Origin of the sequence: Acinetobacter sp. YQ_14 (assembly GCF_043102985.1) — a bacterium.
Lineage (GTDB): Bacteria > Pseudomonadota > Gammaproteobacteria > Pseudomonadales > Moraxellaceae > Acinetobacter > Acinetobacter venetianus.
In genome coordinates, this window is record NZ_JBICJJ010000024.1 from 288,430 (window position 1) to 314,824 (window position 26,395).

At 37.6% G+C, this 26,395-nt stretch carries 21 protein-coding genes and 1 pseudogene; 11 read left to right on the top strand and 11 right to left on the bottom strand.

The window, feature by feature from the left end; all coding sequences use genetic code 11:
• Nucleotides 1-10: 10 nt before the first annotated feature.
• From tssC to ACF8D3_RS14605, 3 genes are read right to left on the bottom strand one after another with little or no spacing between them, the layout of a single operon-like run.
• Nucleotides 11-1,492 carry a type VI secretion system contractile sheath large subunit gene (tssC, locus tag ACF8D3_RS14595; protein ID WP_007481645.1) on the bottom strand — a complete coding sequence of 494 codons (1,482 nt, stop codon included), beginning with the start codon at nt 1,490-1,492 and terminating at the stop codon, nt 11-13.
• Entirely contained in the window at nt 1,485-1,988 is a 504-nt protein-coding gene (gene tssB, locus ACF8D3_RS14600) for a type VI secretion system contractile sheath small subunit (protein ID WP_007481647.1), read from the bottom strand. Before tssB ends, tssC begins: the two co-directional genes overlap by 8 nt.
• Before the next feature lie 19 nt (nt 1,989-2,007).
• Nucleotides 2,008-2,709 (bottom strand): hypothetical protein, encoded by a 702-nt coding sequence (locus tag ACF8D3_RS14605; RefSeq protein WP_061393574.1) that lies wholly within the window; start codon nt 2,707-2,709, stop codon nt 2,008-2,010.
• A 363-nt stretch (nt 2,710-3,072) separates the two neighbouring features.
• On the opposite strand from ACF8D3_RS14605, the gene tssH reads away from it, so the two are divergent.
• From tssH to ACF8D3_RS14635, 6 genes are read left to right on the top strand one after another with little or no spacing between them, the layout of a single operon-like run.
• A complete protein-coding gene (tssH, locus tag ACF8D3_RS14610; protein WP_392472103.1) occupies nt 3,073-5,742 on the top strand; it encodes a type VI secretion system ATPase TssH in 2,670 nt (889 codons plus the stop codon).
• A gap of 27 nt (nt 5,743-5,769) precedes the next feature.
• Nucleotides 5,770-6,867 carry a type VI secretion system protein TssA gene (gene tssA, locus ACF8D3_RS14615; RefSeq protein ID WP_392472105.1) on the top strand — a complete coding sequence of 366 codons (1,098 nt, stop codon included), beginning with the start codon at nt 5,770-5,772 and terminating at the stop codon, nt 6,865-6,867.
• A gap of 16 nt (nt 6,868-6,883) precedes the next feature.
• Nucleotides 6,884-8,248, top strand: a complete 1,365-nt coding sequence (gene tssK, locus ACF8D3_RS14620; RefSeq protein WP_007481653.1) for a type VI secretion system baseplate subunit TssK — start codon at nt 6,884-6,886, stop codon at nt 8,246-8,248.
• A 10-nt stretch (nt 8,249-8,258) separates the two neighbouring features.
• A complete protein-coding gene (gene icmH / locus ACF8D3_RS14625) occupies nt 8,259-9,068 on the top strand; it encodes a type IVB secretion system protein IcmH/DotU (protein WP_278397482.1) in 810 nt (269 codons plus the stop codon).
• Nucleotides 9,069-9,078: 10 nt separating this feature from the next.
• Complete coding sequence (locus ACF8D3_RS14630; protein WP_392472107.1) at nt 9,079-9,678, top strand: hypothetical protein; 600 nt, start codon at nt 9,079-9,081, stop codon at nt 9,676-9,678.
• 3 nt (nt 9,679-9,681) lie between these two features.
• The gene (locus ACF8D3_RS14635; protein ID WP_392472108.1) at nt 9,682-10,638 is read left to right on the top strand and encodes a M15 family metallopeptidase; all 957 of its coding nucleotides are present in this window, start codon (nt 9,682-9,684) and stop codon (nt 10,636-10,638) included.
• A 95-nt stretch (nt 10,639-10,733) separates the two neighbouring features.
• Here ACF8D3_RS14635 and ACF8D3_RS14640 read toward each other — a convergent pair whose 3' ends face one another.
• Complete coding sequence (locus tag ACF8D3_RS14640) at nt 10,734-11,105, bottom strand: Mpo1-like protein (RefSeq protein WP_392472110.1); 372 nt, start codon at nt 11,103-11,105, stop codon at nt 10,734-10,736.
• Nucleotides 11,106-11,282: 177 nt separating this feature from the next.
• On the opposite strand from ACF8D3_RS14640, the gene ACF8D3_RS14645 reads away from it, so the two are divergent.
• Nucleotides 11,283-12,728 (top strand): CHAD domain-containing protein, encoded by a 1,446-nt coding sequence (locus ACF8D3_RS14645; protein ID WP_392472112.1) that lies wholly within the window; start codon nt 11,283-11,285, stop codon nt 12,726-12,728.
• Between the two features lie 348 nt (nt 12,729-13,076).
• Here the strand turns inward: ACF8D3_RS14645 and ACF8D3_RS14650 are convergent, their stop codons facing one another.
• On the bottom strand, nt 13,077-13,709 hold the full coding sequence (locus ACF8D3_RS14650) for a hypothetical protein (protein WP_392472114.1): 633 nt from the start codon (nt 13,707-13,709) through the stop codon (nt 13,077-13,079).
• Between the two features lie 104 nt (nt 13,710-13,813).
• On the opposite strand from ACF8D3_RS14650, the gene ACF8D3_RS14655 reads away from it, so the two are divergent.
• Nucleotides 13,814-14,197, top strand: coding sequence for a DUF3144 domain-containing protein (locus ACF8D3_RS14655; protein WP_392472116.1), 384 nt, complete (start codon nt 13,814-13,816; stop codon nt 14,195-14,197).
• 74 nt (nt 14,198-14,271) lie between these two features.
• On the opposite strand, the gene ACF8D3_RS14660 is transcribed toward ACF8D3_RS14655, so the two are convergent.
• The 3 genes from ACF8D3_RS14660 to ACF8D3_RS14670 form a co-directional block, all read right to left on the bottom strand.
• Nucleotides 14,272-15,237, bottom strand: coding sequence for a calcium/sodium antiporter (locus ACF8D3_RS14660; protein ID WP_392472118.1), 966 nt, complete (start codon nt 15,235-15,237; stop codon nt 14,272-14,274).
• A gap of 139 nt (nt 15,238-15,376) precedes the next feature.
• The gene (locus ACF8D3_RS14665; protein WP_392472120.1) at nt 15,377-18,145 is read right to left on the bottom strand and encodes a M16 family metallopeptidase; all 2,769 of its coding nucleotides are present in this window, start codon (nt 18,143-18,145) and stop codon (nt 15,377-15,379) included.
• A 145-nt stretch (nt 18,146-18,290) separates the two neighbouring features.
• On the bottom strand, nt 18,291-19,109 hold the full coding sequence (locus ACF8D3_RS14670; protein WP_392472122.1) for a PhzF family phenazine biosynthesis protein: 819 nt from the start codon (nt 19,107-19,109) through the stop codon (nt 18,291-18,293).
• A 272-nt stretch (nt 19,110-19,381) separates the two neighbouring features.
• Between ACF8D3_RS14670 and ACF8D3_RS14675 the strand changes: the two are divergent.
• A pseudogene (locus ACF8D3_RS14675) lies at nt 19,382-20,004 on the top strand (DJ-1/PfpI family protein).
• 76 nt (nt 20,005-20,080) lie between these two features.
• Here ACF8D3_RS14675 and icd read toward each other — a convergent pair.
• Complete coding sequence (gene icd / locus ACF8D3_RS14680; protein ID WP_004878398.1) at nt 20,081-21,337, bottom strand: NADP-dependent isocitrate dehydrogenase; 1,257 nt, start codon at nt 21,335-21,337, stop codon at nt 20,081-20,083.
• 194 nt (nt 21,338-21,531) lie between these two features.
• Here icd and ACF8D3_RS14685 point away from each other — a divergent pair, with 194 nt between their 5' ends.
• Nucleotides 21,532-22,335 carry an rRNA large subunit pseudouridine synthase E gene (locus tag ACF8D3_RS14685; protein ID WP_392472123.1) on the top strand — a complete coding sequence of 268 codons (804 nt, stop codon included), beginning with the start codon at nt 21,532-21,534 and terminating at the stop codon, nt 22,333-22,335.
• Nucleotides 22,336-22,419: 84 nt separating this feature from the next.
• On the opposite strand, the gene ACF8D3_RS14690 is transcribed toward ACF8D3_RS14685, so the two are convergent.
• Both ACF8D3_RS14690 and ACF8D3_RS14695 read right to left on the bottom strand, forming a co-directional pair.
• Nucleotides 22,420-23,070: a hypothetical protein gene (locus tag ACF8D3_RS14690; RefSeq protein ID WP_392472124.1), complete on the bottom strand. Its 651-nt coding sequence runs from the start codon at nt 23,068-23,070 to the stop codon at nt 22,420-22,422.
• 191 nt (nt 23,071-23,261) lie between these two features.
• Complete coding sequence (locus ACF8D3_RS14695; RefSeq protein WP_392472126.1) at nt 23,262-25,493, bottom strand: NADP-dependent isocitrate dehydrogenase; 2,232 nt, start codon at nt 25,491-25,493, stop codon at nt 23,262-23,264.
• Nucleotides 25,494-25,985: 492 nt separating this feature from the next.
• Here ACF8D3_RS14695 and uraH point away from each other — a divergent pair, with 492 nt between their 5' ends.
• A complete protein-coding gene (uraH, locus tag ACF8D3_RS14700; protein WP_061516628.1) occupies nt 25,986-26,384 on the top strand; it encodes a hydroxyisourate hydrolase in 399 nt (132 codons plus the stop codon).
• Nucleotides 26,385-26,395: the final 11 nt, after the last annotated feature.

Here is a 26,395-nt window from a genome sequence, read left to right on the forward strand (position 1 = left end):
GATCTCATTTTTAATTTGAGGACTGCGGTAGTTCAGTCACGAGTCGCAAAGAAACGGACAACTCATCCAGCTGGAAATGCGGTCTTAAAAAGACCACTGATTTGTAGTGACCTGGTTGAGCAGGATCTTCTACAACTTTTACTGATGCTTCACGAAGCGGATATTGCGCCTTCGCTTCTTGAGAAGCACCATCATCAAGCAATACATATTGAGAAAGCCATTCATTCAAAAAGGCTTCAACATTTCCTGCTGATGCAAAACTTCCTACTTTGTCACGCATCATTGCTTTTAAGTAATGAGCAATCCTTGACACTGCCATGATGTATTGAATTTGGCTTGAAAGTGCTGAGTTCGCATTTGCGGTATCGTTGTCATATTTCTTCGGTTTTTGCGTAGATTGGGCACCGAAGAAAGCGGCATAGTCAGTATTTTTACAATGCACCAATGGAATAAAACCAAGATCACTTAGCTCTTTTTCACGACGGTCAGTAATTGCAATTTCAGTTGGGCACTTAAATACCACTTCACCGTCTGAAGTTTTGAATGTGTGAACAGGAAGTCCTTCAACTAAACCACCACCTTCAACACCACGAATCGCAGCACACCAACCATGCGAATCAAATGCATTAGTTAAACGCGTACCAAATGCATAAGCAGCATTCATCCAAAGATAATCATGATGATTTTCACCAGAAACATCTTCAGCAAAGTTGAAGCCTTCTGTCGCTGTTCCTTCTTTTGGATGGTACGGCAAACGACCTAAAACATGTGGCATAGTCAAAGCAACATAGCGAGAGTCTTCACTGTCACGGAAAGATCGCCATTGAACATATTCAGCAGTTTCAAAAATTTTAGATACGTCACGAGGTCGGTCAATATCAGTAAACGACTCAAGACCTAAAATACTTGGGCTGGCTGCTGAAATAAACGGCGCGTGAGCTGCTGCGGCAACATGCGATACTTGTTCTAATAAATACATGTCAGATGGCGTACGATCAAATTCGAAATCACCAATCAATGCAGAGTATGGCGCACCACCAAATGAACCATATTCTTCTTCATAAATCTTTTTGAACAATGTGCTTTGATCAAAATCCGTTGCACCTTGAAAGTCCTTAACCAATTCTTTTTTCGTCGTATTTAACATACGAATTTTGATCATTGGATTAGATGGTGTTTCTTGGCAGAAATAATAAAGACCACGCCAAGTAGACTCAATTTTTTGAAATTGTTCGTGATGCATAATTTGACTTAATTGATTTGAAATCAATGCATCAATTTCAGCAATACGTTTATCAATAGACAAAGTCATATTTTCAGAAACAGTGATTGTTCCTGCCATTACTTCTTTAGCCAACTCACCAATTAAACTTTTAGCGCGAACATGCTCATCATCATTACGTGCGATGCGACTTTGCTCAACGATTGAATCTAATAAATTATTAGAATCTGCGGCTACTGCTGTTGCAGCTAAGGCTTGTGCATTACTCATTTTCAGCCTCCGCACTTAATTGACGTACTTGATCTGTATTTTGTAAGACCTCATCCAACAAATCTTCTAGTCGCTCACTGTTAGAGATTTTGTTACGAAGATCTGTTAAACGTTCACGTGCAGCAACTAATTTGCGTAATGGATCAACCTGCTGAACAACTTGCTCAGGTCTAAAATCTTCCATTGAGTTGAATGTCAAATCCACTGACATGCGACCACCGTCCTCAGTCAAAGTATTTTCGACTTGAAAAGCAGCTCTAGGCGCTAAAGATTCCATAACTTCATCAATATTATCTAAATCAACATTGATGAATTTTTTATCTTTTAATTTGGTTTTTTCTAATTCAGAAGCCGCAGAGAAATCACCCATTACACCAACAACAAAAGGTAATTCTTTTGACTCTTTCCCATCCCCAACTTCAACATCATATGTTAGCTGGACGCGTGGTGGTCGAATGCGTTGCAGTTTCTTCTGTACACTTTCTCTTTTCGCCATAACTCTATACCTCTGATTGTTATTTCAACGAATCGAATGGATTCGAACCTGTCTTTTGAACAGTATTTGGTTGTTTAGAAACAGTTGGGGTCACTGTTGTCTGACGTTTTGTAGTCGTGTTGACCTGATTTACTGTTTTTCGGGTTGATTGCGTATTCCGAGTTTTCTGCCTATTGGAGGTACGGCGAGAATTCGTAGTTTGTTGAATTTCTTTTTGAAGTGATTCATCAGTAATTGCTTTACTTGTTGATGTATCTGGTGCCGGAATTGCACTGCGAATATTGTCACTCAATTGCTTTGCAGGCGGATAAGTTGAGTCATTACTGAGATAACGCATTTCTTCAGAACGCATATGCTTTAAAGCATTATTTGCAATTTCTACACTTGCAAGAAAAGTTACATCTGTGAGTGTCGCGCCTCGCACGTTTTGTTGTTGCAATTGATTTGCTAACTGCAATGCATTCATGGGTTGCTTTAACTGATACATACGCATGGCCGCTTGAGCTAACAAATCATTAACTCGCGAAGCATTGTCTTTATCACACACCTGTTGGTAAATATTTAATAACTCATGATCCGTCTGATTCGCAGCTAATGGGTTGTGTCTAATACACTTACTTTTTAATTTAATTGGCTTAATTTCTTGATCTCCAGCATAAACAGAGCTGTCTACTAGACAAATCGTTATACAAAGAGTTGATATTAAAATACCTTTTTTCAAAATATGCCTCATCATTATTTAGTTTATAATTGAAGAGTGGACAATTATTGTTAAAAAACCCTCTTACTCGTCAATTTTTATACACACAGAACATTTCGGCGAATTTAACAAAAAAATCACACAGAAAGTCAATACTAATTACGTTTATTAACATTATTATTTTTTTGATAGAATTTTTTTTAATAAGTCTGATGCAATTTTTGTTTAAATGTGACAATTTTTGTAGTAGAATAATCTGTATACCTTTTCAAGGTTTAGATAAGTTTTTGATTTTATTCAAAAAATATATATTTAACATAACAAACATATCAAGCCAAAACTTATGAACTAGCGCTTGGTATTCGAAAAACTTGTGAGTCGTAAATGAGTAATCTTAAGGTTTTAATTACAAAACTATCCCAACCTACTCGTTCAGCTTTAGAAAAATCTGCAAATTATTGTATTAACCAATTAAATTATGAAATAGAAATAGAACATTTATTTGTAGAGTTATTAAATCAAAAAGAACCCAATGATTTACTTATTTTATTAAAGAAAAATAATATATCTTACGAAGCATTAATTAATGATTTAAAAGAAACCATTCTATCCTTACCCAAAGGAAATACTAGAACCCCTATTTTTGCAAAATCTATCGTTAAATTATTTGAACAAGCATGGTTATTAGCCTCTGCGGAACAAACACCTATCATTCGCAGCGGCCACTTGCTTGTTGCATTACTAACTGCACCTGATTTGCAACAAATTGCCGCGAGAGCTTCAAGTTTATTTGAGCTATTCCCAATAGATACAATGAAACACAAGTTCCTTGATATTTGTGAACAAAGTAGCGAACAAACCCAAATAGAAAATAGCCTTTCAATAGATGGGCAACAGAATAAATCTCAAAATGCTCCGATCCCTGTTAAGACGCCAGCCCTAGATCAGTACACAATCAATTTGACCGAAAAAGCGCAAAAGGGATTGATTGATCCAGTGATTGGTCGTGAATTCGAAATTCGTTTAATGCTGGATATTTTGATGCGTCGTCGTCAGAACAATCCAATTTTGACAGGTGAACCGGGCGTAGGAAAAACGGCTGTTGTGGAAGGCTTAGCTTTAAAAATTGCTCAAGGTCTGGTTCCAGATGCACTCAAGAATGTACATATCCATGTTTTAGATATGGGATTATTACAAGCAGGCGCTAGCGTAAAGGGTGAATTTGAAAACCGATTAAAACAAGTGATTCAAGAAGTTCAAGCATCAACACATCCTATTATTTTATTTATTGACGAAGCGCACACATTAATCGGTGCTGGTGGTCAAGCGGGACAAAATGATGCTGCAAATCTACTTAAGCCTGCTTTAGCACGTGGTGAGTTAAGAACGATTGCCGCAACAACTTGGGCTGAATATAAACAATACTTCGAAAAAGATGCGGCACTTAGCCGTAGATTCCAAGTTGTCAAAGTTGAAGAACCCACAGAAGAAGTTGCTATTGATATGCTACGTGCCATGATCCCAGTCATGCAAAATCATTTCAATTTACATATTGATGATCAAGCAATAATTACTGCGGTTCAAGCCTCTCATCGTTACATTAGTGGTCGACAACTTCCAGACAAAGCAGTTAGCGTATTAGATACGGCAGCAGCCCGTGTTGCATTAACCCAGAATGCTCAGCCAGTTCTTCTAGATCAACTTAAAGCACAGCAACACAACTTAAACCTTGAGCAACAGATTTTAATTCAAGAACATCAGCATTTCCCAATTCATCATGAACGATTAGAGTCACTTAAACAGCAACTTGCGACTTTAGATCAAGATATTCAGGCAACAGAGGAAAAATGGCAGCAAGAATTAAAACTTGTACAAGAAATTAACCAACTAAATACTCAATCTGAGGATGAATCAGCACATTCTAAAATTGAGGCTTTAAGGACAGAATTAGAGCAACTGCAAGGCCAAGCACCATTGGTATTTGAACGTGTAAATGCACGCATCATTAATGAAATTATTTCTGACTGGACTGGTATACCTGTTGGAAATATGGTCAATGATGAAATTAAGCAGATTTTAACCCTTGAAGATAAATTAGCAGAACGAGTTATGGGGCAAGACTATGCCCTGTCACAACTCGTACAAGGAATCAAAACTTCTAAAGCAAAATTAGAAGATCCCAATAAACCACAAGGTGTTTTTTTGCTGGTTGGTCCAAGTGGTGTAGGTAAGACAGAAACTGCGCTCGCGCTTGCAAATGAACTGTATGGTGGTGAACAACATTTGATTACGATCAATATGTCTGAATATCAAGAAGCACATACTGTTTCATCTTTAAAAGGTGCACCTCCAGGTTATGTCGGTTATGGACAAGGTGGTGTCTTAACTGAAGCTGTACGCCGAAACCCATATAGCGTGGTTCTATTAGATGAAATAGAAAAAGCACATAGTGATGTTCAAGAACTTTTTTATCAGGTCTTTGATAAAGGTATGCTTGAAGATGGAGAAGGTCGTATTATTGATTTTAAAAATATCACGATCTTGTTGACCTCAAATACTGGTTCAAGCGCGATTATGCAAGCCTGTTTAAACCAGCCTGTTGAAGATTGGCCAAATGCTGAGGATCTGATTGAGCATCTAAAACCAAGTTTATATAAACAATTTAAACCTGCTTTTATTGGACGTATGCGAATTGTTCCATACTTTCCATTACATGATGACCTACTTGTTCGAATCATTAAACATAAACTTGGCAAAATTATTCAACGTATTGAAAACCAATATGCAACGGCAGTTGAATATTCTGATGACCTCGTCGAATTACTTTTAAGTCGTTGTACAGAAGTTGATAGCGGCGCACGTAATGTCGATAACATTTTGAATTCAAGTGTATTACCTTCTCTCGCGACTGAGATTTTAGTGGCATTAGCTGAACATAAACTCCCTAAACGTATCATAATTGATATTAAAGATGATGATATTAGCTATCAATTAGAGCCAGCAGAGAAAGTCACTAAAAAGCGCACTAGTAAGAAAACTAAAGCTGACGTTTAGTAATTTAAAGATTGAGTCAACATTGTTATGTACATGGATATATCATCTCTCCTCACCCCAATTTACGAGCAAGCGCCGTGTGGTGAGGATTTTTCTTTTTCCAATGAGTTTCATGCAATTAAAAAAGCAAAAACTCAAGATGACCTACTGTTAGATCAAGGTGATTGGGTTACTGAACCTAAACAAGCGGATTGGGATTTTGTCGCATCTACTTCAGTCGATTTACTTCAATCCAAAAGTAAAGATATTCGCTTACTTACTTGGCTCTCTGAAGCTTGGGCCAATCTTTATGGTTTTGAAGGGATCTCGAAAAGTCTTGAATTAAGTCATCAACTCCTTGAGCAATATTGGTTAAGCATACATCCAGAAGTAGAAGATGATGACTTAGATCAACGCATAGGTTTATTACAAGGCTTAATTAATCAACTTCCTTTATTAATTAAGAAAGTCCCACTAATCAATCAAGCTCCTTTCTATCATCTTTTAGATTATGACAACTTTCTCTATCATGAAAATATTCGTCGCAAACAGAGCGATGAATATGAGAGTTCACAAAATTCAACAGAGTTAGAATTATTTGAACAAGCTGTATCGAATACCGATAAAAATTTTGTTATCAAAAATTACCAATATTTTAATGAAATACTCCAGCAATGGTCTGTTTTAAAACAAGTATTGGATGACTTATTAGGCTTAGACTCACCAAGTTTTGCTTCAATAGATTCAAATTTAGATAACATTCATATCAGTCTGAAAAAAATTTATAAAACAGAGAACTTTGTGCAGACCTCTCAGCAAAACATAACTGTGACTGAAACAATAATGGCACCGACAACAACCGAAATATTGACTCAACAAAGCATTCCTCAAAACCAAATGTCTTTTCAGCCTCAAATTCAATCCCACATTGAGAATCGTGAACAAGCAATGCGAGTATTACAGGATATTGCAACTTACTTTGAGAAAAATGAACCTCATAGCCCTGTTAGTTATATGCTGCAAAAAACAATTAAATGGAGTCAGATGCCACTTCATGAATGGTTAACACATGTAATTAAGGATGAACATCCGCTGCAAATGTTGCAAGACACATTAGGTGTTCAACCAAAGAATGAATATGAATAAAGATTGGTAAGTAAAGATGTTTAAAGCAGAAAAAGTATTGTGGGGTGAAGGATTATTTTTACGCCCTCAACATTTCCAGATCCAAGATACCTATCATGAGCAGCGTTTGAATCATACTGTTCGAGCAATGATTCCTCATGCTTATGGCGTACAGAAACTAAAATTTGATTCAATACAACTTTCTACACACGTACTTGCTTTAGAAGATGTAGAAATTATTTGGCAGGACGGTGAAATCTACCACGCCCCTGCCCAAGATCTGTTACCTGAACCGCTTTTACTAGACGATTTAAATCTTCAGGGTGAAATGATCGTTTATTTGGCTTTGCCAATGTTACAAGCAAACAAAAAGAATATTGCAGATGACACTCGAACCGTATCAAGCCGTTATCATAATTATTTAACGGAAACTCATGATTTATTCACAGATGCAAGTCCTGCAGAACTCAATTTATTACGCCGTAGAGCTGAATTCAAATTACTCGAACCACATATTCAACCCAGCCAAAATTTGGATGGTTTCTTATATTTAGCGATTGGGAAATTAAAACGTCAAAGTTCTGGCAGCTTTGAACTTGATCAAAAATTCATTCCACCCATTTTACATATTGCGGCTTCTGAGTCTTTAACTGGAAATCTAAAACGTACACTGAATGTCATTAAGGCAAAAATTAAAACGATCCAAAGTAATAATCGTGAGAATGAACAAAAGCTGATTGAGTTCCGTTCCGGTGATATTGTCTCTTTCTGGTTAATTAATGCATTAAATACCGCTTATGCAGGTTTAAATCATCTTCAACAATATCCATTGGTGCATCCTGAACGTTTATTCGCTGAATTGCTGAGACTTGCAGGTTCACTGCTGACATTTTCAACTGCTTATGATGTTGATCATTTACCACATTACCAACATCAACAGCTGCAAGACAGCTTTCAAAAACTGGATATTATTTTAAGAGACTTGTTAGACACTATTATTTCAAGTCGTTATTTCAATATTGCATTAAAAGAAACTCGACCATCTTATTGGGTCGGTAGTCTAGAGTCAGACAAAATTACCCGTGATACACGGTTATATATTGCTGTTTCTAGCAGCATGATGCAAACCCATGAACTCATTCAAATCGTTCCTTTGCGCTTCAAAGTTGGCAGTACCATTGACGTTGAGCAACGGGTTATTGCTGCACTTCCAGCTGTACCAATTCATCACTTAATGCAAGTTCCTACCGCAATTCCAGTGCGCTCTGGGGTGAGCTATTTTGAAATTGAGCCACACCATGAACTGTATCAAAGAATGCTTGAATCAGAAACGATATGTGTCTATGTCCCTGCGGGCTTTCAAGACATTAGCATTGAACTGATTGCTGTAATGAATACCTAAGAGAATAGCAATGACGCAACATCCTACAGGCATCCCGTCTTTATTTGATGATGGTAAAATTGGTTCAGGACTTCCAAGTTCTGATCAGACGCTAAATAAAACTCAAGCAACGAATTTAATTGATTTATTGCATGATGGTTTTTATCTGGTCTTCTTACTCCGAAACAAATATATTCCTTCAAATCCCAATGATTTTCGCGAAAAGATTTTGGACTTACTCAATCGCTTCGAACAACAAGCGAAACGATTACAATTCCCTGCTGATGATATTCACGATGCGAAATATGCCTTTTGTGCTTTAATCGATGAAACTATCGCAACACAACAAGATGCTGCTTACTTTAATCTACAAAACACATGGTTAATAAGCCCATTGCAGCTCAGTTTGTTTGGCTCACAACTGGCTGGCTATCGTTTTTTTGAAATCCTCGAACAACTTCGTAGTCGAGGAAAAGAACGTTTAGCATCGCTAGAAGTTTTTCACTACTGTTTACTTCTTGGTTTTCAAGGTAAGTATCGTTTGGAATCAGTGGAAAGTCTAAACCATCTAGTTGCTCGTGTCGGTGATGAAATTGATTATTTAAAAGGGAAAAAAGCCGCTTTCTCACCTTTTGCTGCGATCCCTGACCAAATTAAAAATATTATCCATCATGAGTTACCGTTTTTGTGGATTTTGATCTTCTTATTAATATTCAGTGTACTGACATTTTCTGGACTGAGATTTATGTTGTCAAAACAAAATCAAAGTGCTTTATCGCCTTATCAGAATGTTATTTCAGCACCAGCTGAAGAAGCACATATCACCATCCATTTACCTTAGTTGATAGCGCATGATTCAGGAAAAACCAACTTCTTTACGCTTATTACAAACCAATAAGAAAAAAAGTCTATCTCCTATCGTTTATGTTTTGATTGGATTTATTTCAGGTGTAGCTTGTACTTTATTGATTGGCTTTGTTTTCTTTATGACGCAACAGAAAAGCAAAACAGAAGTAGATAATATCCAAACGGAGCAAGAACATTCTTCATTACCAGTTGAAACGCAAAAAGAATCATCAAAAGAAATTGCTGTAACCTCAACTCATGATGATGCTATGGGAGCAGAAGAGGACAATAATCTCGTACAACCTGGCAGTAATGACTTAAATAAATTCTTCCAGCATGCGCCAACAGTACCAACAACTCAGACAGAACAAAGAAGCTCACCATTTGCAAATGAACCAAATAAAAAAGTGGCACATCCACCTTTAGTTGTTAAATCAACTACGACAGCAAACAGAACAACCTCACCGCAAAATAACAATATTTCGAAACCTGTCCAAACAAACGAACCTAAATCACAAGTTACCGAACCAGAAGTTGAAGCACCTCAAGCAACAGTTCAAATTAAAGTGACGCAAAAACCTTTTACAGTGAACGAACTCCATTAAACAATGATTTGGTTTATTGCAATCTGCTTCATCAGTATTGTCATTACACTAACACTATTAATGTCACACGAATTGCGTTTTAAAGTTAAGCAAAGTTTGCTGTCTTTAATTCCTGATAGTAAGAAGCGATTAGCAAATGCAATGCAGTTTGCTGAAAATATGCATCAAGCGGCATCTCCTTCGCGAATCCAGTCGGATTGGCATTTACAACAATGGTGGATCTTAATTGCAGGTTTCTTTTTATTTTCTAGTATTCTGATCTTTGCATTTACACGGCCGATCGATTCTACTCGAATCGAAGCAGAATATTTAAAAGAAACTGATCCGCAAATTTATGCCTTACTTGATGGAGAAATACTTAGTCCTCCACCAGAAGTAGATGAAACACTAGTTCAAGATGCAATTGTCGAAGCAACTCGATTAGAGCAAGCATATCAGGCTCAACATAATATGAGCATTGATGCATCTCAAATCGAGATTCCAATAACACACTCACATGGTAATTTAGACTCGCCTCTTGTTGATCGTAAATGGGATAAAATTAATCCTCGTTATAAACAACGTCTACTTATGGTCTTTAAAATCATGAAGGAACAACATGGGTATGACCTTGTGTTACTGGAAGGTTATCGCAGCCCAAGTCGACAAAACATGCTAGCAGGCAATCCAAATACAACACGTGCTAAAGGTTATCAAAGCTATCACCAGTTTGGGCTTGCTGCCGATGTCGCATTTAGACGCAATGGAAAAATTGTGATTACGGAACGAGATCCTTGGGCAATGCGCGGCTATCAACTTTATGGGGAAGTTGCAGAATCTGTAGGATTGACTTGGGGTGGCCGTTGGAAGTCAATCAAAGACTATGGTCACACTGAATATAGAATGCCTGGTTTAAGAAAAACCAAAGAAATGGCAGAGCAACTTATTGCCGAAGGGCAGTTAACGGCAAGTCAATCTTAGCTTGTGTTTTAAATAAAAAATTAAGGCTTGTACTTCATCAAGTATTTAAAATATATCTATCTAAACTTATGTAAATAGATATATTACAAAGATAATTAGCTATCAATCTTATCAAACTGACGATCAACTAAACTCAATCGTCCACGTACAACATCTGACAACATACGCCAATCTGAAATAAAGCTATATAAAGGTTGCTTGAAACTTGCTGGCTTATTATGTTCAAAGAAGAAATGCCCCACCCATGCACAAGCATAACCAGATAGTAGACCATAAACCAAATATTTTGCCTTGCGTTGGCGAATCGCTTTACTCCAGAAATACAAACCGATCGAACTGCCTACCACATGCAAACGGCGGCTCGTAATATTTCGATGCTCAGTTAAATAAAAACGGTAAAACTCATTGTAGTTTTTAATAGGCAAAGAGAATTCCACTGGCTGAGGTAAATTTGCTGGCGCATTCATTTTATGATCATCCTAATCTTCTAAGGCTTAGCACACGTTAATGCATTTTTTGTTCAAAATAAAGTCATTGCATACCATCCTTTTCCAACTTAAAACAACTTTACAATGATTGTTAAGATCAACAGGTTATACTCATTTTTATATTTATCAGTCTCATTGATCAGGAGTCATTACATCATGGAAATAGAGTTAAAATTTCAACTTCCTGAATCTAAGAAAAAAAATGTCTTACAAACTTTAAATAAGCAAAAAGCACAGAAAATTCGTTTACAAGCTAAGTATTACGATACAGCAGACCGCCTACTTGCGAAAAATTACGTTGCGATTCGTCTACGTCAAGAAGGTGAACATTGGGTACAGACATTTAAAGCGGCGAGCAAAAATCATTTACAGCGTATCGAAGAAGATATTTTCTTGGGTAAATGCGCAGAAGAACCTGAACTCGATCTATCTCTTTATAAACATAACCAAACTGTTCAAAGTGTCCTACGTGATATTTTGGGTAATAATGCTCCAGAATTAATCTTGCAGTTTCAAACTGATGTACAAAGAAGCTTTCATGTATTTGAATTTGAAAACTCAAAAATAGAAGTCTGCTTAGATGACGGAGAAATCCGTACACCTACCGATCAAGCAAAAATCTGTGAGGTAGAATTTGAACTGAAACAAGGTTCTGCTCAAGATTTAATTCTTTTCTCTAAAACTTGGGTAGAAAAATATCAGTTATGGCTCGATGTAAGAAGCAAAGCAGAACGCGGTAATTTATTGGCTATTGGCAAAAAAGTTTCTCCTGCCACCAAAGCTAAATCGTTAAATTTAGAATCAAATGCCAGTGCCGAACAAGCAATAAAACAGATTATTGAAAATACCTTGAACCATATTCTGCCTAATGCAGCTGCGATTGCAGATGGTGTAGCCGAAGCGACCCATGTCCATCAAGCGCGTGTTGGATTACGCCGCTTGCGTTCTGCTTTGAAACATTTTTCCAATTGGTCAACACAAATTGATCCAACATGGGAAAGCCAATTGGCAGAAATTTTCCAAGCTCTAGGGCAATCTCGTGATCTTGATGCAATCAAAGACGCTGTCATTCCTTTGGTTCAACAGGTATCGCATTTTGAATTTCCGCTGATCGCCAATCAAACAAAGGACATTGCTCAACAGTTTAGCCATCCCAAAACAACTCAGTTATTTTTATCATTATTGAACTTTCTGTATAGTGAAAATGAACATAAAGCCAAACTATCTAAACAGGCAGCAAAAAGCTTATCGAAATTGTACGCCAAAATTCTAAAAGACTCGGCTCAGTTTCTGGATCTTCCTGTTGAGCAACAACATCGCACTCGTAAACGTGTTAAACAATTGCGTTACTGCATCGACTTTATTGCAGGTCTTTATCCTGAGAAAAATATCCAACCATTTTTAGATAAACTGGAGCCGATTCAGGAATATTTAGGTTTTTATAATGATCTTTATGTTGCTGAAAAAATCTTTGAGCAACAAGCAGTAGGACAATCAGAATTTCTATTTGCATTAGGTTGGGTCAAAGCGCAACAACCGCATGTTGCAAAGAAAGCAGATAAAAAGCTGAAAACTCTATCTGTTCAAGACGCTTTTTGGTAATAAATTTTCATTTTCTAAGTTTATTTCATATCGGAGTCATGCCGACTTTTCATTCAATTTCAGAAGATACCTTCGGAGACCTACCTTGCGAAACGTTGTTTCTCATTTCGGGAAAAGTAGGTAAAACCTGAGTTGCGGTTATAGCAACGTAAGATCTACAAAACCTGAGGTACGAATAGCAAAGATTAATAATCTTTGCCGTACCGCAAGGTGAAAGCTTGCTTGAGCATGAACTACGCACTTCGTTTGTCTTGCGCTGTGCCAAAGCTTTAATCGCTTTGGCTTGCTCAGGTTGTAGATGACGCTCCCGACACTCATATTTTCGAGTAAAATACTCAATTAAATCATTTACCGATACTTTCCAAAAATTTTCCAAATCCCATTATCTGCAATCGGATCACTATAACTATCATTACGTTGCTTACGTGGCTTATCCCGTGCATCTACTAATTTAAAATGTGGCTCAACACTCAGAATCACGCCATTCATATAAAAACGTGTTCGTGTATATTCACTTTGTCCATGCTGAAACACATAAGTTCGTAAATCAATAAATTCACGATGGGCGACTAAAGCTGCCGTGTCATCACTTCCCAACCATTCCTGCATCGCAAAGATTTGATCTGTATCAAACTGCCCGCATTTCTCCACCAAAGCAGCCACACCACGAAAGGTCTTTGATTCTTTAGCTCGCGTTTTATTAATACGAATTCGATCTACATGAAAGAAAAACAAGGGTAGATTTAAATGGCTTGGTAGATGAATCGCTTCCACAGCTTCATCTTCCATAAACGGCTGACACAACTGCTGTGCTCTTTCGATCAAAGGCTGCCATTGACGATAATACGCTTCAACTTCTTCTTTCAATCCATAATAAATTGGCAAACCTTCGACATGCTGCAAGTATTGTGGTGGATAAATATGTTGACGAAGTAAAGCTATATCTGTTTTTAGACTTTGAATGGCGATCGTATCTTGCATCATCTTGATCCGAATTGCTTAGGCTATTTTAGATTAAGACAAAGGTTTAGTTTCGACAAGGCTTTGTCTATAATAATGTGTCTTATTTGTTGTTTGGAAATACCATGTCTCAAAAAATTAATGCCACTGATGTAACGGAAGAAGAAGCTTTAAATGCGGTGTTTTTTGAGCGTGCGGATGAGTTTATCAAGCAAGCAAATGATTTCTGTCACCCACCGAAAGGTCAACAAGCAAAGCCAGAAGAATTACGTGGTCAAGTGAGCGCGGCTATGTTATTCGCCACTGCTCGTTTTAATACGTGGGTTGCTGCCAATAACTTTAAAGATGGCGAAGAAATGCGTGAAGCGAAAGAACAAGTGATGTCTTATTTACTCCAACAATTCCAAATGATGTTAGAAGATAATTTTGATGAATATTGCGAACAATTTGAAAACTATCTTCGCTTCCGTAAAAACGAAGACTTCCACGCACATAAGCATGATCACTAATTCGAATGTACGGGAATGACTATTTCATTCCTCAATAAGAAAAAGGCATTGAATATTTCAGTGCCTTTTTCCATTTAAAATGCAGTATTAATCAAATAACATGTGTATGCAACAAAACTAAATAGCCAGATACTACCTTTAACGCGTCCAATCCGACCTTGCCCTTTAAAGCTCAACGTGAAAAGTAACAAGCTCAATGTCAGTGTGCCCATGACAACCATATCGCGCTGTAAAACTTCTGGCGGCACTATCGTAGGATGAATTATGCCAGCAAGCCCAACCACAGCGAGTGTATTAAACATATTTGAGCCGATCACATTGCCAATCGCAATATCAAGCTCTCCTTTTCGGGCCGCTGCAATAGAAGATGCCAACTCAGGTAAGGATGTACCAACAGCAACAACGGTTAAACCTATAATCAGCTCACTAACACCAAAAGCTTGAGCGATTTCCACAGATCCCCAAACCAATAGTCGTGAACTAATCACTAAGACAATCAAACCAAAAATCAGTTGAAATATTGATGTTTTTAAAGGGACTTCTTTCTCTTGTAATTGGTGATCAAACTCATGACTTAATACATCACTTTGGTTTCTCATTCCTTGCCAAATCGTCCAGCCCATATATAAAACAAGCATCAACAGCATAATAATGGCATCATTTCGACTAAGCACACCATCAAAGATCTGAAAAATACAAATACCTGTCACAAGCAATAACAGAGGAAGTTCTTTACGCACAACAGCGGAATGCACCATGATCGGTTGAATTAGAACCGTAACACCAAGTATTAATGCAATATTTGCGATATTGGAGCCATAAGCATTGCCTAATGCCAGTCCTGGATTGCCATCTATCGCAGCCATCACAGAAACAACAATTTCAGGTGCAGACGTGCCAAAGCCTACTATCACCATACCAACCAATAATGGCGGCATACCAAAATGACTTGCCGTTGCTGAAGCACCATCAATAAACTTGTCTGCGCTCCAGACTAATAAGACCAATCCGAGAATGACCGCGATCACAGCCCAAAGCATGATTTGTTCCTCTATTTATAATGATCAACATCATAACAATTGATTGTACGCATAATAAAATGCAAGCAGAAAGAAACGATCTATCTACTTGCATCTAAGTAAGGTTGCTAGCTAAAGCTAACCCACTATATTCAATAAATTATTGAGAGTTCTGAGCCTGTCCATATTGATCAGCCATCACCTCAACAAAATGATCTAACTTGATGTATTTTTTAATCACTGCATCTACATCTGCTTTGGTTAATTTAGCAAGTGCTTGATCTCGAGTAGCACGATCAAGTAGCGTTTTATTACGCTCTAATTGACCAGTGAGCATCCCATGAATATTTCGTTCATCTTCCAAAGAAGTCACACGTTTTTTCATAATGTCTGCTTTTGCAGCTTCAACTTCTTGTTCAGTCACACCTTTACTCAAAAGCTCATTCAACACTTTATGTACAGATTGAGAAACTTGATCAGAACGACCAGAAGTATAGTTTGCCGTAATACTTAGCGTACCATCATTCACATCTGGATCTAAGTCTAAGCCGCTACCAAAACCGTAAACTAATGCATTCTTCTCACGTAGCTCTTGCGCTAAACGAGAAGACAATTGCGAATTACCTAGAATATGGCTGAGTACAATTAATGCTGGTGCATCTTGATGATATGAACCTACAGGAAGTGCCAAAATACTTTGATAACTACCAAATTCACGCTGTTCAGAAAGTGCATGAACTTTCTGTGCTTTATAGACGGTATATTGCCCAGTTACCTTTTCATAAGGTTGTTTTGATTTCCAAGAACCAAAAGCTTTCTGCAACGTTTTTTGCATTTTCTTCGCATCAAAATCACCTGTTACAGCAATCTGAGCATGATCAGTAACAAAGAACTGATCATAGAATTGTTTTACTTGAGCTTGAGTCGAATTACTGATTTCTTTTTTCGCAAGTTCAGGTTCAAAGTGATAACGTAAATCACCAGGCTGATAAATTTCTAGAATTTTAGAGAGTGTCATTGAAGCCACTACCGCAGGTTCGGTATATGGTCGATCTAAAACAGACAAGCTCTGATTCTTTGCTAGATCAAATTCAGTTTGCGAGAATTTTGGTTGTTTAATGACATCAATTATGAAGTTTAAGAAATCCTCAAATTTATCTTTCTTCGCTTGAACAACGATCGTAAAACCATTGCCATTTGAACTGACTGACGCACCACCACTTGCAGCAATGGCTTTATCTGTAATTTCTTGCAAGGTATGCTTCTCAGAACCACGCAACATTAAATAGCTGGTTAAATCTAAAGTAACGCCTTTGCCAAATAATGATTTTTCGTTACCGAAGTCTAAGCTAATCGTCGCATAGGTTTTATCATCACGAGTTGATGTTGGGAACAAAGCATAGCGAATCCCATTTTTTAACTCACCGCGTTTGATCTTCTGCTCATTCTTTTGCAATTCTTGTGCAGACTGAGCTACAAACTGAGCAATTTCTTGTTTATATACGCTTGGATCTTTCATTGGTTCAGGCTTTTCAGCAGTTTGATCCAATGTTTTTGGTTTATCCTGTGTTTTTAAAGTCATCGCTTTCTTTTGATCTTCAGGCGTAGGTAATATGTCGCCTGAAATACGATGTGATGACACTAAAAACTGTTTTAGTGTTTTATTCGCATCATCAAGTTTTAAATCTTGAACTGCTTGTAAATCTTTAAAATATTGATCCCATTGACCATGAGATGAAACAGCATAATCACTTAAACGAGAACCTAAAGCCACCGCATCATTCATAATAGTATCAGCAGAGTTTTGGGTAATATTTTTAATACGTTGCAATTCAGCTTCAGTAAATGGTTGGCTATTTTCAACCCCGACCTTTAGAGATTCATCAACCTTTTTAGCATCATGATTTGGTGCGTAAATTGCCCCCATAAACACAACATTAAAATCTTGATCTAGCCATGTTGTCGATTGCACAGCGGTGCTTATACCCGTTTCAACCATACTCTTATACAGCACTCCACTTGGTTGCATTGTATATAGTGCAGGTGCGAGGGCTAAAGTTGGTTGTAATGCTGTATTTTTTCCATTCATGTAAATATGGAATTTGGCTAAGTCACTGCCCTTTTGAACGGTAAACTGACGTTGTTCAATTTTACTTGAATCTAAGACTGGCACTTGAACTGGTGCAGGTACAGGACGAGCAGCAATCGGACTGAAGTATTGGTCGATTTTGCTTAAAACTTCAGCCTTATCAAATTTTCCTGAAATCACCATCACTGCATTATTTGGTGCATACCATGTTCTATAAAACTGATTCAGCTCATTCATTTTTATAGATTTTAACTCTGGTAAATCACCAATCGGCAAACGACCTAAATATTGATTGCCATAAGCGGCTTTCCACATCTGATCTAATAAAACAGCAAAAGGTTGATCCATACGGATTTCACGTTCACGTTTTACGATTTCAATTTCAGAAGGAACGAACTTTTCTTGCAACACCAATTTATCCATACGCTCAGACTCAAGGTATAGAATTTCATTCAATGCATTTTTTTCAGGGCGAACAATATTTAAATACTTAGTCGAATAATAATCCGTACTGGCATTGGTCATTAATGTGTATTGATCTAAACGGCGCTGGAACTCTTCACCTTTAACATTTTGTGTGCCTTTAAATGCCAAATGTTCAAGTAAATGAGCCAGACCACCTTTACCTTTTGGATCATTTAACGAACCTGTTAAATAAACGGTATTTACATAAACTTTATTTTCTTTATCGTTTGGCGCAAGAATAACTCTAAAACCATTATCTAATTTATATTCCTCAATATTCTTTTCACTTTTTACGAGCACCGTCTGAGACCAAGACGCTGCACTCAACCCGATTAAACAAAGAGAGAGAGTAAGCTGCTTAAACCGCATTAACATAGATTATCCAATTATTTTTGGTGATTTAAATAAAAATGACAGTCTATAGTAGAGAATGATTCGCATCTTTAATAGTTATGTTTTGAAAAAAGCTGCTTATTTAAACAGCTTTTTTCTTTGTTTTTATATTGATTTAGTTAAAAACTTAAAGCGTAAGTTCAGCTTGCATATACAGACGTGCATAACCTGAGATTTCAATACGATCTTCAGATGCGATAACACATTCTAAAATCCCACCACGTTTAGAAGCTTGTAAAGCAATTAATCTTGTCTGATCTAATTTTTCAGCCCAAAGAGGTACAATCGCAGTGTGGATTGAACCCGTTACAGGGTCTTCATCAATCCCAATTGCTGGAGCAAAATAACGGGATACACAATCAAACTGCCCTTCTCCTCGTGCTGTAATTGCAACATCTGGCTGAGATGCCGTAATCGCTGTACGGACTTGTCCCAATAATTTGAGTTTTTCCAAGTTAGGCCGCTCGTCCAATACATCTTGCACTGTTTCATACTCAACAATATAAGCTTGAGCATTTCGATAAACTGCTTTAAATGGCTTGGTTAATCCATCACGTAACGCTTGTGGATACTCAGAAACTAATTCAGCTTTACGGATCGGAAAGTTCATTTTTATTTTGCCATCTGCATCTTGGCTAACAATAAAAACCCCCAATTCACGTACATGAAATTGAATTGTTTTCGCCGTGGTAAAATCCTTAAAAAGAACAAAAGCACTGGCTAAAGTTGCATGACCGCAAAATGCAACTTCATCCGTTGGAGAGAACCAACGAATCTCATAGTTGCTCTCATCAAGCGTTTTCACAAAAGCTGTTTCTGATAGATTGTTTTCCATGGCAATATTTTGCATCAGCTGTTCATCTAACCATTCATCCATCACAAAAACTGCCGCTGGATTTCCTTTGAATAATTCTTTTGTAAAAGCATCAACTTGATACATTTTCATGGCACAGCACCTTCTCTGATTTTCAATTATTTTGAACGTTTGGTAGATAAATCATAGATACAGTTTTTTCTAAATTTTCGATACAACTACTTTTTTAAATACTTGGTCGCTCGAATGTTCAAAAAATCCTCTAAATTCAGGCATCGCTTGCTATCAGATCAGCTCAAAAGTCCAATGATTTAGCATAAATAAAAATAAGCCATACAGTTATTCACACAGAAAAATAGGCAGCTCTTTATGGTGTTATGCAGATTAAATCTGTGAGAAATAAAATGCCTATTCCAGTGAATGCTATCGTATTTGATGACTTTGAGACGCTCGATATATGGGGCCCGTTGAACTCTTTGGCTTACTGCAAACCCATTATCAAGTGCAATTCTATAGTCTACATGGCGGATTAATTTCCAATAAACATGGGGTCACAGTTCAGACTCAAGCTTTTAAGGCAATCGAAATCAATAGCCAAAGTATTTTAGTCGTACCAGGGGATATCGTCACTTTTGAACTGATTAAAAATCAAGAATTCCTAGGTAAGCTAAAAACTTTGGCTTCTCAAAGTGGCTCTGTCCTAAGTATTTGTACGGGTAGCTCACTGCTTGCTGCGACAAGTATTCTTGATGGAATCAAAGCCACTTCGAATAAAATGGCCTTTGAACTTGTCAAAAAGCTAAATGACAAAGTGTTATGGCAAGCACAAGCGCGTTGGGTAAATGATGGAAAATTTTATACATCTTCAGGTGTGAGTGCGGGAATGGATATGATCCTTGCATTTATCCACGAGACTCAAGGTGAAAAAGTTGCACAGTTATGTGCAGAAGAAGCAGAATATATTTGGAATAATGATCCAAATGTAGATCCTTTTTCTAAACTAACAACCACTGAAATAGTAGGCTAAAAATTACGTCAAGAATTCTTAGCTGAAAATAAAAAAGAGCGGATCATACCGCTCTTTTTGCTTAACTCAATAAAAGTTAATCTTCCATATGTTCAATGATCGCTCGACCAAACTCTGAACAACGTAACAAAGTTGCATTTGGCATTAGACGCTCAAAGTCATAAGTCACAGTACGAGCGGAGATTGCACCAGAAACCCCTGTGATAATCAAATCAGCAGCTTCTACCCAGCCCATATCACGTAACATCATTTCAGCTGACAAAATAATCGACCCCGGATTGACTTTATCTTGTCCTGCATATTTCGGAGCTGTACCGTGAGTTGCTTCATAAACCGCAATTGCACCACCAATATTGGCACCCGGCGCAATGCCAATTCCCCCAACCTCAGCAGCAAGCGCATCAGAAATATAATCACCATTAAGGTTTAATGTCGCAATCACAGAATAGTCAGCAGGTCGCATCAAAATTTGTTGCAAGAAGGCATCTGCAATCACATCTTTGATAATAATGTCTTTGCCTGTTTTGGGATTTCTAATTTTTACCCAAGGACCACCATCTAATAACTCACCACCAAAACGCTCAAGAGCCAATTCATAGCCCCATTCTTTGAATGCGCCTTCGGTGTATTTCATGATATTGCCTTTGTGAACAAGCGTCACAGAAGGTTTGTCATTATCAATTGCAAACTGAATTGCTTTGCGTACCAACCGCTGAGTACCTTCTTTCGAAACAGGTTTGATTCCAATGCCACAACCCTCTGGGAAACGGATTTTGGTCACACCCATTTCCTCTTGCAGAAATTTAATGACTTTTTTGGCTTCTGGAGAGTCGGCCTTCCATTCAATCCCAGCATAGATATCTTCAGAGTTTTCGCGGAAAATCACCATATCCGTGAGTTCAGGATGTTGAACAGGCGAAGGAACGCCCTCAAACCAACGTACTGGGCGCACACATACATATAAATCTAATTCTTGGCGTAAAGCGACATTCAATGAGCGAATACCACCACCAACAGGTGTGGTTAATGGGCCTTTAATTGATATAATAAACTCACGTAGAGCTTCAAATGTTTCTTCTGGCATGTATGTGCCATAAATTTTATCGGCTTTTTCACCGCAGTAAACTTCCATCCATTCGATCGAACGTTTACCACCGTAAGCTTTTAAAACTGCAGCATCTACTACTGCTTTCATTGCTGGTGTAATATCCACACCAATACCATCACCTTCAATGAAAGGAATGATTGGATGATTTGGAACATTCAGTGACAGGTCTGCATTCACTGTGATTTTGTCACCATCTGCAGGAACCACGATCTTCTGATAACCCATTTTGCAGGTTCTCCCTCATGTATTTAGCGAATTTATACATGCCTTCTATGGCATACTTTCGTTTTTTATTACATGAAACAGTTTAGTTCAAAACAAAGGTTGTTTGCGATTTATACGGGAAATAACAACATTTTCCCTATAAATAAAAACCGTTACTTTTGTGATGCCGCCTAAAACCCAAGTAGTATATTTATATGAAAATAGTCGTATTTAACAAACCTTTCGACGTATTGTCGCAGTTCCGTGAGGATGAAGCTCATCTCACGCTTGCTCATTTTATTCACGACCCAGATTTACGTCTCGCAGGTCGATTAGATCTTGACTCAGAAGGTCTAATGTTTCTTACTGATCACGGCGGTTTAAATCAATACATTACCAACCCAGTGAATAAGAAATTTAAAACTTATCTCGCTCAAGTTGATGGTGATGTAACTGAAGAAGCACTTGAGCAACTTCGTAAAGGGGTTGAACTTGCTGATGGTATGACTTTACCTGCAAAAGCGATCAAGGTTGATGCACCTGAATGGTTATGGGAGCGTGATCCACCTGTTCGTTACCGTGCGAATATTCCGACGAGTTGGATTGAGCTGCAAATCTGTGAAGGTCGTAATCGTCAAGTTCGTCGTATGACAGCTGCTGTTGGTTTTCCGACTTTGCGTTTGATTCGTACTAAGATTGGTTCTATTGATTTAGTTCGTATGGGTTTACAACCGGGCGAGCAAACCGAAATCGAACCTTTGCTATATCCTGATTTTAAAGATGTGCCTGAAGATAAGCCTTATCGCTCTCGTTCTTATGTGAAAAAACCGGGTGGTACTGGCGGTAAGGCAATGCACCAGAAGAAGAAAGATAGCGATGCTAAAGGTGGTGAAAAGAAAAAGTCAGGTACTAAGCGTATTTGGCAAATGGATGAGAGCGAAAAACCACGTCGTAAGACCAATGGTACAACGCGTCCAAATACCAAAGCACCACGCGGTCGCACCCGTAATGGTCGTTAATATCTTTTAAAGTATTAGTATTAAGGAGCTATAAAATAGCTCCTTAATAACATATTTATTTTTCCAAATCTTTATGTTTAAACCTTAAATAGACTGAAATTTATTAAAAAACAAGATGAAAGCCGCAACCATACTCAATGGCAATCCAATTTTAACTATCCAATATTCCAATTGATTCACTTCAGTAAAATCCTTTTTCCTCGTTAAAAGCCATTTCCTTATAATCCAAATATGTGCAGCCAAACATAATAAGAGAGCAATGATTATAAAAAAAATATTATTTCCCTTTTTAGGACTAGTATCTACCAAAGAATAATCAATTTTTTTATTTTCCCCATTATTTATTATCTCAAAAGACTGAACATAATAAATAACATCTTGATTAGATCCCCCTATGCCTTCCTTATATTTTAAATTTTGAATTGGTAGGCCTCCACTTTCAATTATAGATTTACAGTAATTTTCTAAAGATAAGGCACATTCATCTGTATAAAAAAGTTGATCTCCTTTATATATTTTTAAATAATAATTCTTAAAAAAGCTTTTCCTTTTTACTTTATAAGAACTATATATCTTAAATGAAGAATCTTCATGAATAAATTTCTCAGTCCATTTGTAATTAAAGTTTTTATGATAAATATCAACTTGCATTGCCAAGATACCATAAGTAATTACAAGCAAAGTACAACTTATTAAGATTTCATTCCAACTCTTTCTTTCAACCATTATTTTCATCAAAACAATCTTCTATAATTTTAATTAGCGTTTGAAGTTTTCATCTTTACAACGTCATATCCTATTAAATTAATTTCCTTGGTATTTTGGGTCTATTTTAATTCAACCATTTAATATTATAAATAAAAAACCGATGCTTACGCATCGGTCTCTTTACATTACCAACAAGCTTGTTAGTTCTGTATTAACACTTAAATTGTTTCAAGCGCAGCATTAAGCGTAGCACTTGGACGCATTACAGCATTTACTTTTGCAGTATCTACTGCATAGTAACCACCAATGTCCGCAGCTTTACCCTGCACCTCACTTAATTCAGCAACAATTTTCTGCTCATTTTCAGCCAATGCTTTTGCAAGAGGTGCAAATTTAGCTTTCAATTCAGCATCTTCGTCTTGAGCAGCCAAAGCTTCAGCCCAGTACATTGCTAAATAAAAGTGGCTACCACGGTTATCCAATTCACCTGTACGGCGTGATGGAGACTTATCGTTGTCAAGAAGTTTACCAGTTGCTTGATCCAATGTTGTAGCAAGCAATTTAGCGCGATTGTTATCTTCTTTGATACCAAGCTCTTCTAAAGAAACAGCTAACGCAAGGAACTCACCTAAAGAATCCCAACGCAAGTGATTTTCTTCTACAAGCTGCTGTACGTGTTTAGGCGCTGAGCCGCCCGCACCTGTTTCGTACATTCCACCGCCAGCCATCAACGGTACGATAGACAACATTTTCGCTGAAGTACCCAATTCCATGATTGGGAACAAGTCAGTTAAGTAGTCACGTAAGATGTTACCTGTTACAGAAATCGTATCTAGACCACGAGCTACACGCTCAAGCGTATAACGCATTGCACGAACTTGTGACATGATTTGGATATCTAGACCATCTGTATCGTGATCTTTCAAGTACTCTTCAACTTTCTTGATCAACTCATTTTCGTGTGGACGGTATGGATCTAACCAAAAGATTGCTGGCATACCAGAGTTACGCGCACGCGTTACAGCAAGTTTCACCCAGTCACGGATTGGTGCGTCTTTCACCTGACACATACGCCAGATATCGCCTTCCTCAACATTTTGAGACATCAAAACTTCGCCAGTTTCTAGGTCAGTGATGTTTGCTACACCTGCTTCAGAAATTTCAAAAGTCTTGTCGTGTGAACCGTATTCTTCTGCTTTTTGCGCCATCAAACCAACGTTTGGCACAGTCCCCATGGTACGTGGGTCAAAGTTACCATTCCATTTACAGAAGTTGATCATTTCTTGGTAAATACGTGCGAAAGTTGATTCAGGCATAACCGCTTTAGCATCGTACTGCTTACCATCAGCACCCCACATTTTACCGCCCGCACGGATCATTGCTGGCATAGATGCATCGACAATGATGTCATTTGGCGAATGGAAGTTAGTGATGCCTTTTGCTGAATCTACCATTGCTAATGCAGGGCGGTGTTCTTGGCAAGCGTGTAAGTCTTCGATAATTTCTTCACGGAGTGATGTAGGAAGCGTCTCAATTTTCTCGTAGAGACCAGCCATACCGTTATTGACATTAATACCTAATTCGTCAAATAACTTACCGTGTTTTTCAAAAGCATCTTTGTAGTAAATTTTCACACAGTGACCGAATACGATCGGGTGCGAAACTTTCATCATGGTTGCTTTTACGTGTAATGAGAACAAGATACCAGCTTCACGACAATCTTCGAGTTCTTTCTCATAGAAATCGCAAAGTGCTTTTTTGCTCATAAACATTGAATCAATGATTTCACCGTCTTGAAGCGCAACTTTCGGCTTAAGCACAATGGTTTCACCATTTTTAGTGATGAGTTCCATTTTTACATTACGTGCGCGATCAAGCGTCATTGATTTTTCACCATGGTAGAAGTCACCTTCTTCCATGTGTGAAACGTGAGTTTGTGACCATTGCTTCCACTCGCTCATTGAGTGCGGGTGTTTTTTAGCATAATTCTTAACAGCAGTTGGCGCACGGCGATCAGAGTTACCTTCACGTAAAACAGGGTTTACTGCTGAACCAAGACATTTACCGTAACGAGCTTTGATTGCTTTCTCTTCTTCAGTGGTCGGGTTTTCTGGATAGTCAGGGATTGGAAAACCTTTTGATTGAAGCTCTTTGATACATGAAGTCAACTGAGCAACAGAAGCACTGATATTTGGAAGCTTAATGATGTTTGTATCTGGATCTTGCGTGAGACGACCTAGCTCCGCAAGGTTGTTAGTCACTTTCTGCTCGTCGCTTAAATAGTCCGAGAATTCTGCAAGTACACGTGCAGCTACAGAAATGTCACTCTTGACAATCTCGATGCCAGCTGGCTTAGTAAAGGTCTCAATGATCGGCAGTAGAGAATAGGTCGCCAGTAGTGGCGCCTCATCAGTCAGTGTGTAAATGATTTTTGACTTTCCACCAGCCATATATAGCCCCTTGTGTTAGGTTGAGTTTTTGAGGAGCGAGCTTTTGACCCAGTCCTTTAAAACCGGTTTGCTTAAATAAGGTCTGAGAGTATCAGCCCTGATCTTGTCGCAGTCAACGCAATATCCCGTGATAATGACATTTCGCTACGAAATAATAGTATAAAGCTTAAGCTTTACCACTAACGAACCGGTTAGATTAAATAAAACATGAGAGTATCAGCTTTGATTACTTCTCAGTCAATGCAATATATCGTGATAACGACATTTCGCTACGAAATACCACAATATGAATATTTTTTTATCCAATTTGTGCATTCATCTTTGAACTTATATTTGTACATAAATATATGTCCAATCTTTTACAAGAAATATCTATTCATAATAGATTGTTTAAATCGAAACGAATATTCGACTCTAGTTTCATATACATTTTGTAAACCTAAATTTTGAACAAATGATTAAAATCATTTTTTTATTTTTAGGATCAGAAACATGATTAAAGCGCTTGTTCCGCTTTCAGCGATTTTTATTTCATCTTTTAGCTTTGCTCAAAACCCGCTAAGCGTACACGTCCTCAATTTAGAGAATGGTCTTCCCTCTGCTGGTGTAAAAGTGATTTTAGAAAAACAAGAAAAGAATCAATGGAAAGAACTAAGTGAAAGCACGACGAATCAACAAGGTCGAATCACTGCACTATATCCACAGGACACACCTTTTGAAAAAGGTATTTATAAAGTGACGTTTAAAACAGGTGAATGGTTTCAAAAGAATAAACAGAGTTCATTTTTCCCAGAAGTTCCTGTCATCTTTTCTGTTGATGGAAAACTTGAACACTATCATATCCCACTGCTCATCAGTCCTTATGGATATTCAACATATCGTGGGAATTAAATTTAAAAAAA

Bases quoted from the DNA above. Each gene is read 5' to 3' on its own strand.
- uraH (WP_061516628.1), top strand. From the start codon at position 25,986: ATGATTAAAGCGCTTGTTCCGCTTTCAGCGATTTTTATTTCATCTTTT.
- tssH (WP_392472103.1), top strand. From the start codon at position 3,073: ATGAGTAATCTTAAGGTTTTAATTACAAAACTATCCCAACCTACTCGT.
- ACF8D3_RS14690 (WP_392472124.1), bottom strand. From the start codon at position 23,070: ATGAAAATAATGGTTGAAAGAAAGAGTTGGAATGAAATCTTAATAAGT.
- icmH (WP_278397482.1), top strand. From the start codon at position 8,259: ATGACGCAACATCCTACAGGCATCCCGTCTTTATTTGATGATGGTAAA.
- ACF8D3_RS14685 (WP_392472123.1), top strand. From the start codon at position 21,532: ATGAAAATAGTCGTATTTAACAAACCTTTCGACGTATTGTCGCAGTTC.
- ACF8D3_RS14635 (WP_392472108.1), top strand. From the start codon at position 9,682: ATGATTTGGTTTATTGCAATCTGCTTCATCAGTATTGTCATTACACTA.
- tssB (WP_007481647.1), bottom strand. From the start codon at position 1,988: ATGGCGAAAAGAGAAAGTGTACAGAAGAAACTGCAACGCATTCGACCA.
- tssA (WP_392472105.1), top strand. From the start codon at position 5,770: ATGTACATGGATATATCATCTCTCCTCACCCCAATTTACGAGCAAGCG.
- tssC (WP_007481645.1), bottom strand. From the start codon at position 1,492: ATGAGTAATGCACAAGCCTTAGCTGCAACAGCAGTAGCCGCAGATTCT.
- ACF8D3_RS14655 (WP_392472116.1), top strand. From the start codon at position 13,814: ATGTCTCAAAAAATTAATGCCACTGATGTAACGGAAGAAGAAGCTTTA.
- ACF8D3_RS14670 (WP_392472122.1), bottom strand. From the start codon at position 19,109: ATGAAAATGTATCAAGTTGATGCTTTTACAAAAGAATTATTCAAAGGA.
- tssK (WP_007481653.1), top strand. From the start codon at position 6,884: ATGTTTAAAGCAGAAAAAGTATTGTGGGGTGAAGGATTATTTTTACGC.
- ACF8D3_RS14665 (WP_392472120.1), bottom strand. From the start codon at position 18,145: ATGTTAATGCGGTTTAAGCAGCTTACTCTCTCTCTTTGTTTAATCGGG.
- ACF8D3_RS14640 (WP_392472110.1), bottom strand. From the start codon at position 11,105: ATGAATGCGCCAGCAAATTTACCTCAGCCAGTGGAATTCTCTTTGCCT.
- icd (WP_004878398.1), bottom strand. From the start codon at position 21,337: ATGGGTTATCAGAAGATCGTGGTTCCTGCAGATGGTGACAAAATCACA.
- ACF8D3_RS14645 (WP_392472112.1), top strand. From the start codon at position 11,283: ATGGAAATAGAGTTAAAATTTCAACTTCCTGAATCTAAGAAAAAAAAT.
- ACF8D3_RS14660 (WP_392472118.1), bottom strand. From the start codon at position 15,237: ATGCTTTGGGCTGTGATCGCGGTCATTCTCGGATTGGTCTTATTAGTC.
- ACF8D3_RS14630 (WP_392472107.1), top strand. From the start codon at position 9,079: ATGATTCAGGAAAAACCAACTTCTTTACGCTTATTACAAACCAATAAG.
- ACF8D3_RS14650 (WP_392472114.1), bottom strand. From the start codon at position 13,709: ATGCAAGATACGATCGCCATTCAAAGTCTAAAAACAGATATAGCTTTA.
- ACF8D3_RS14695 (WP_392472126.1), bottom strand. From the start codon at position 25,493: ATGGCTGGTGGAAAGTCAAAAATCATTTACACACTGACTGATGAGGCG.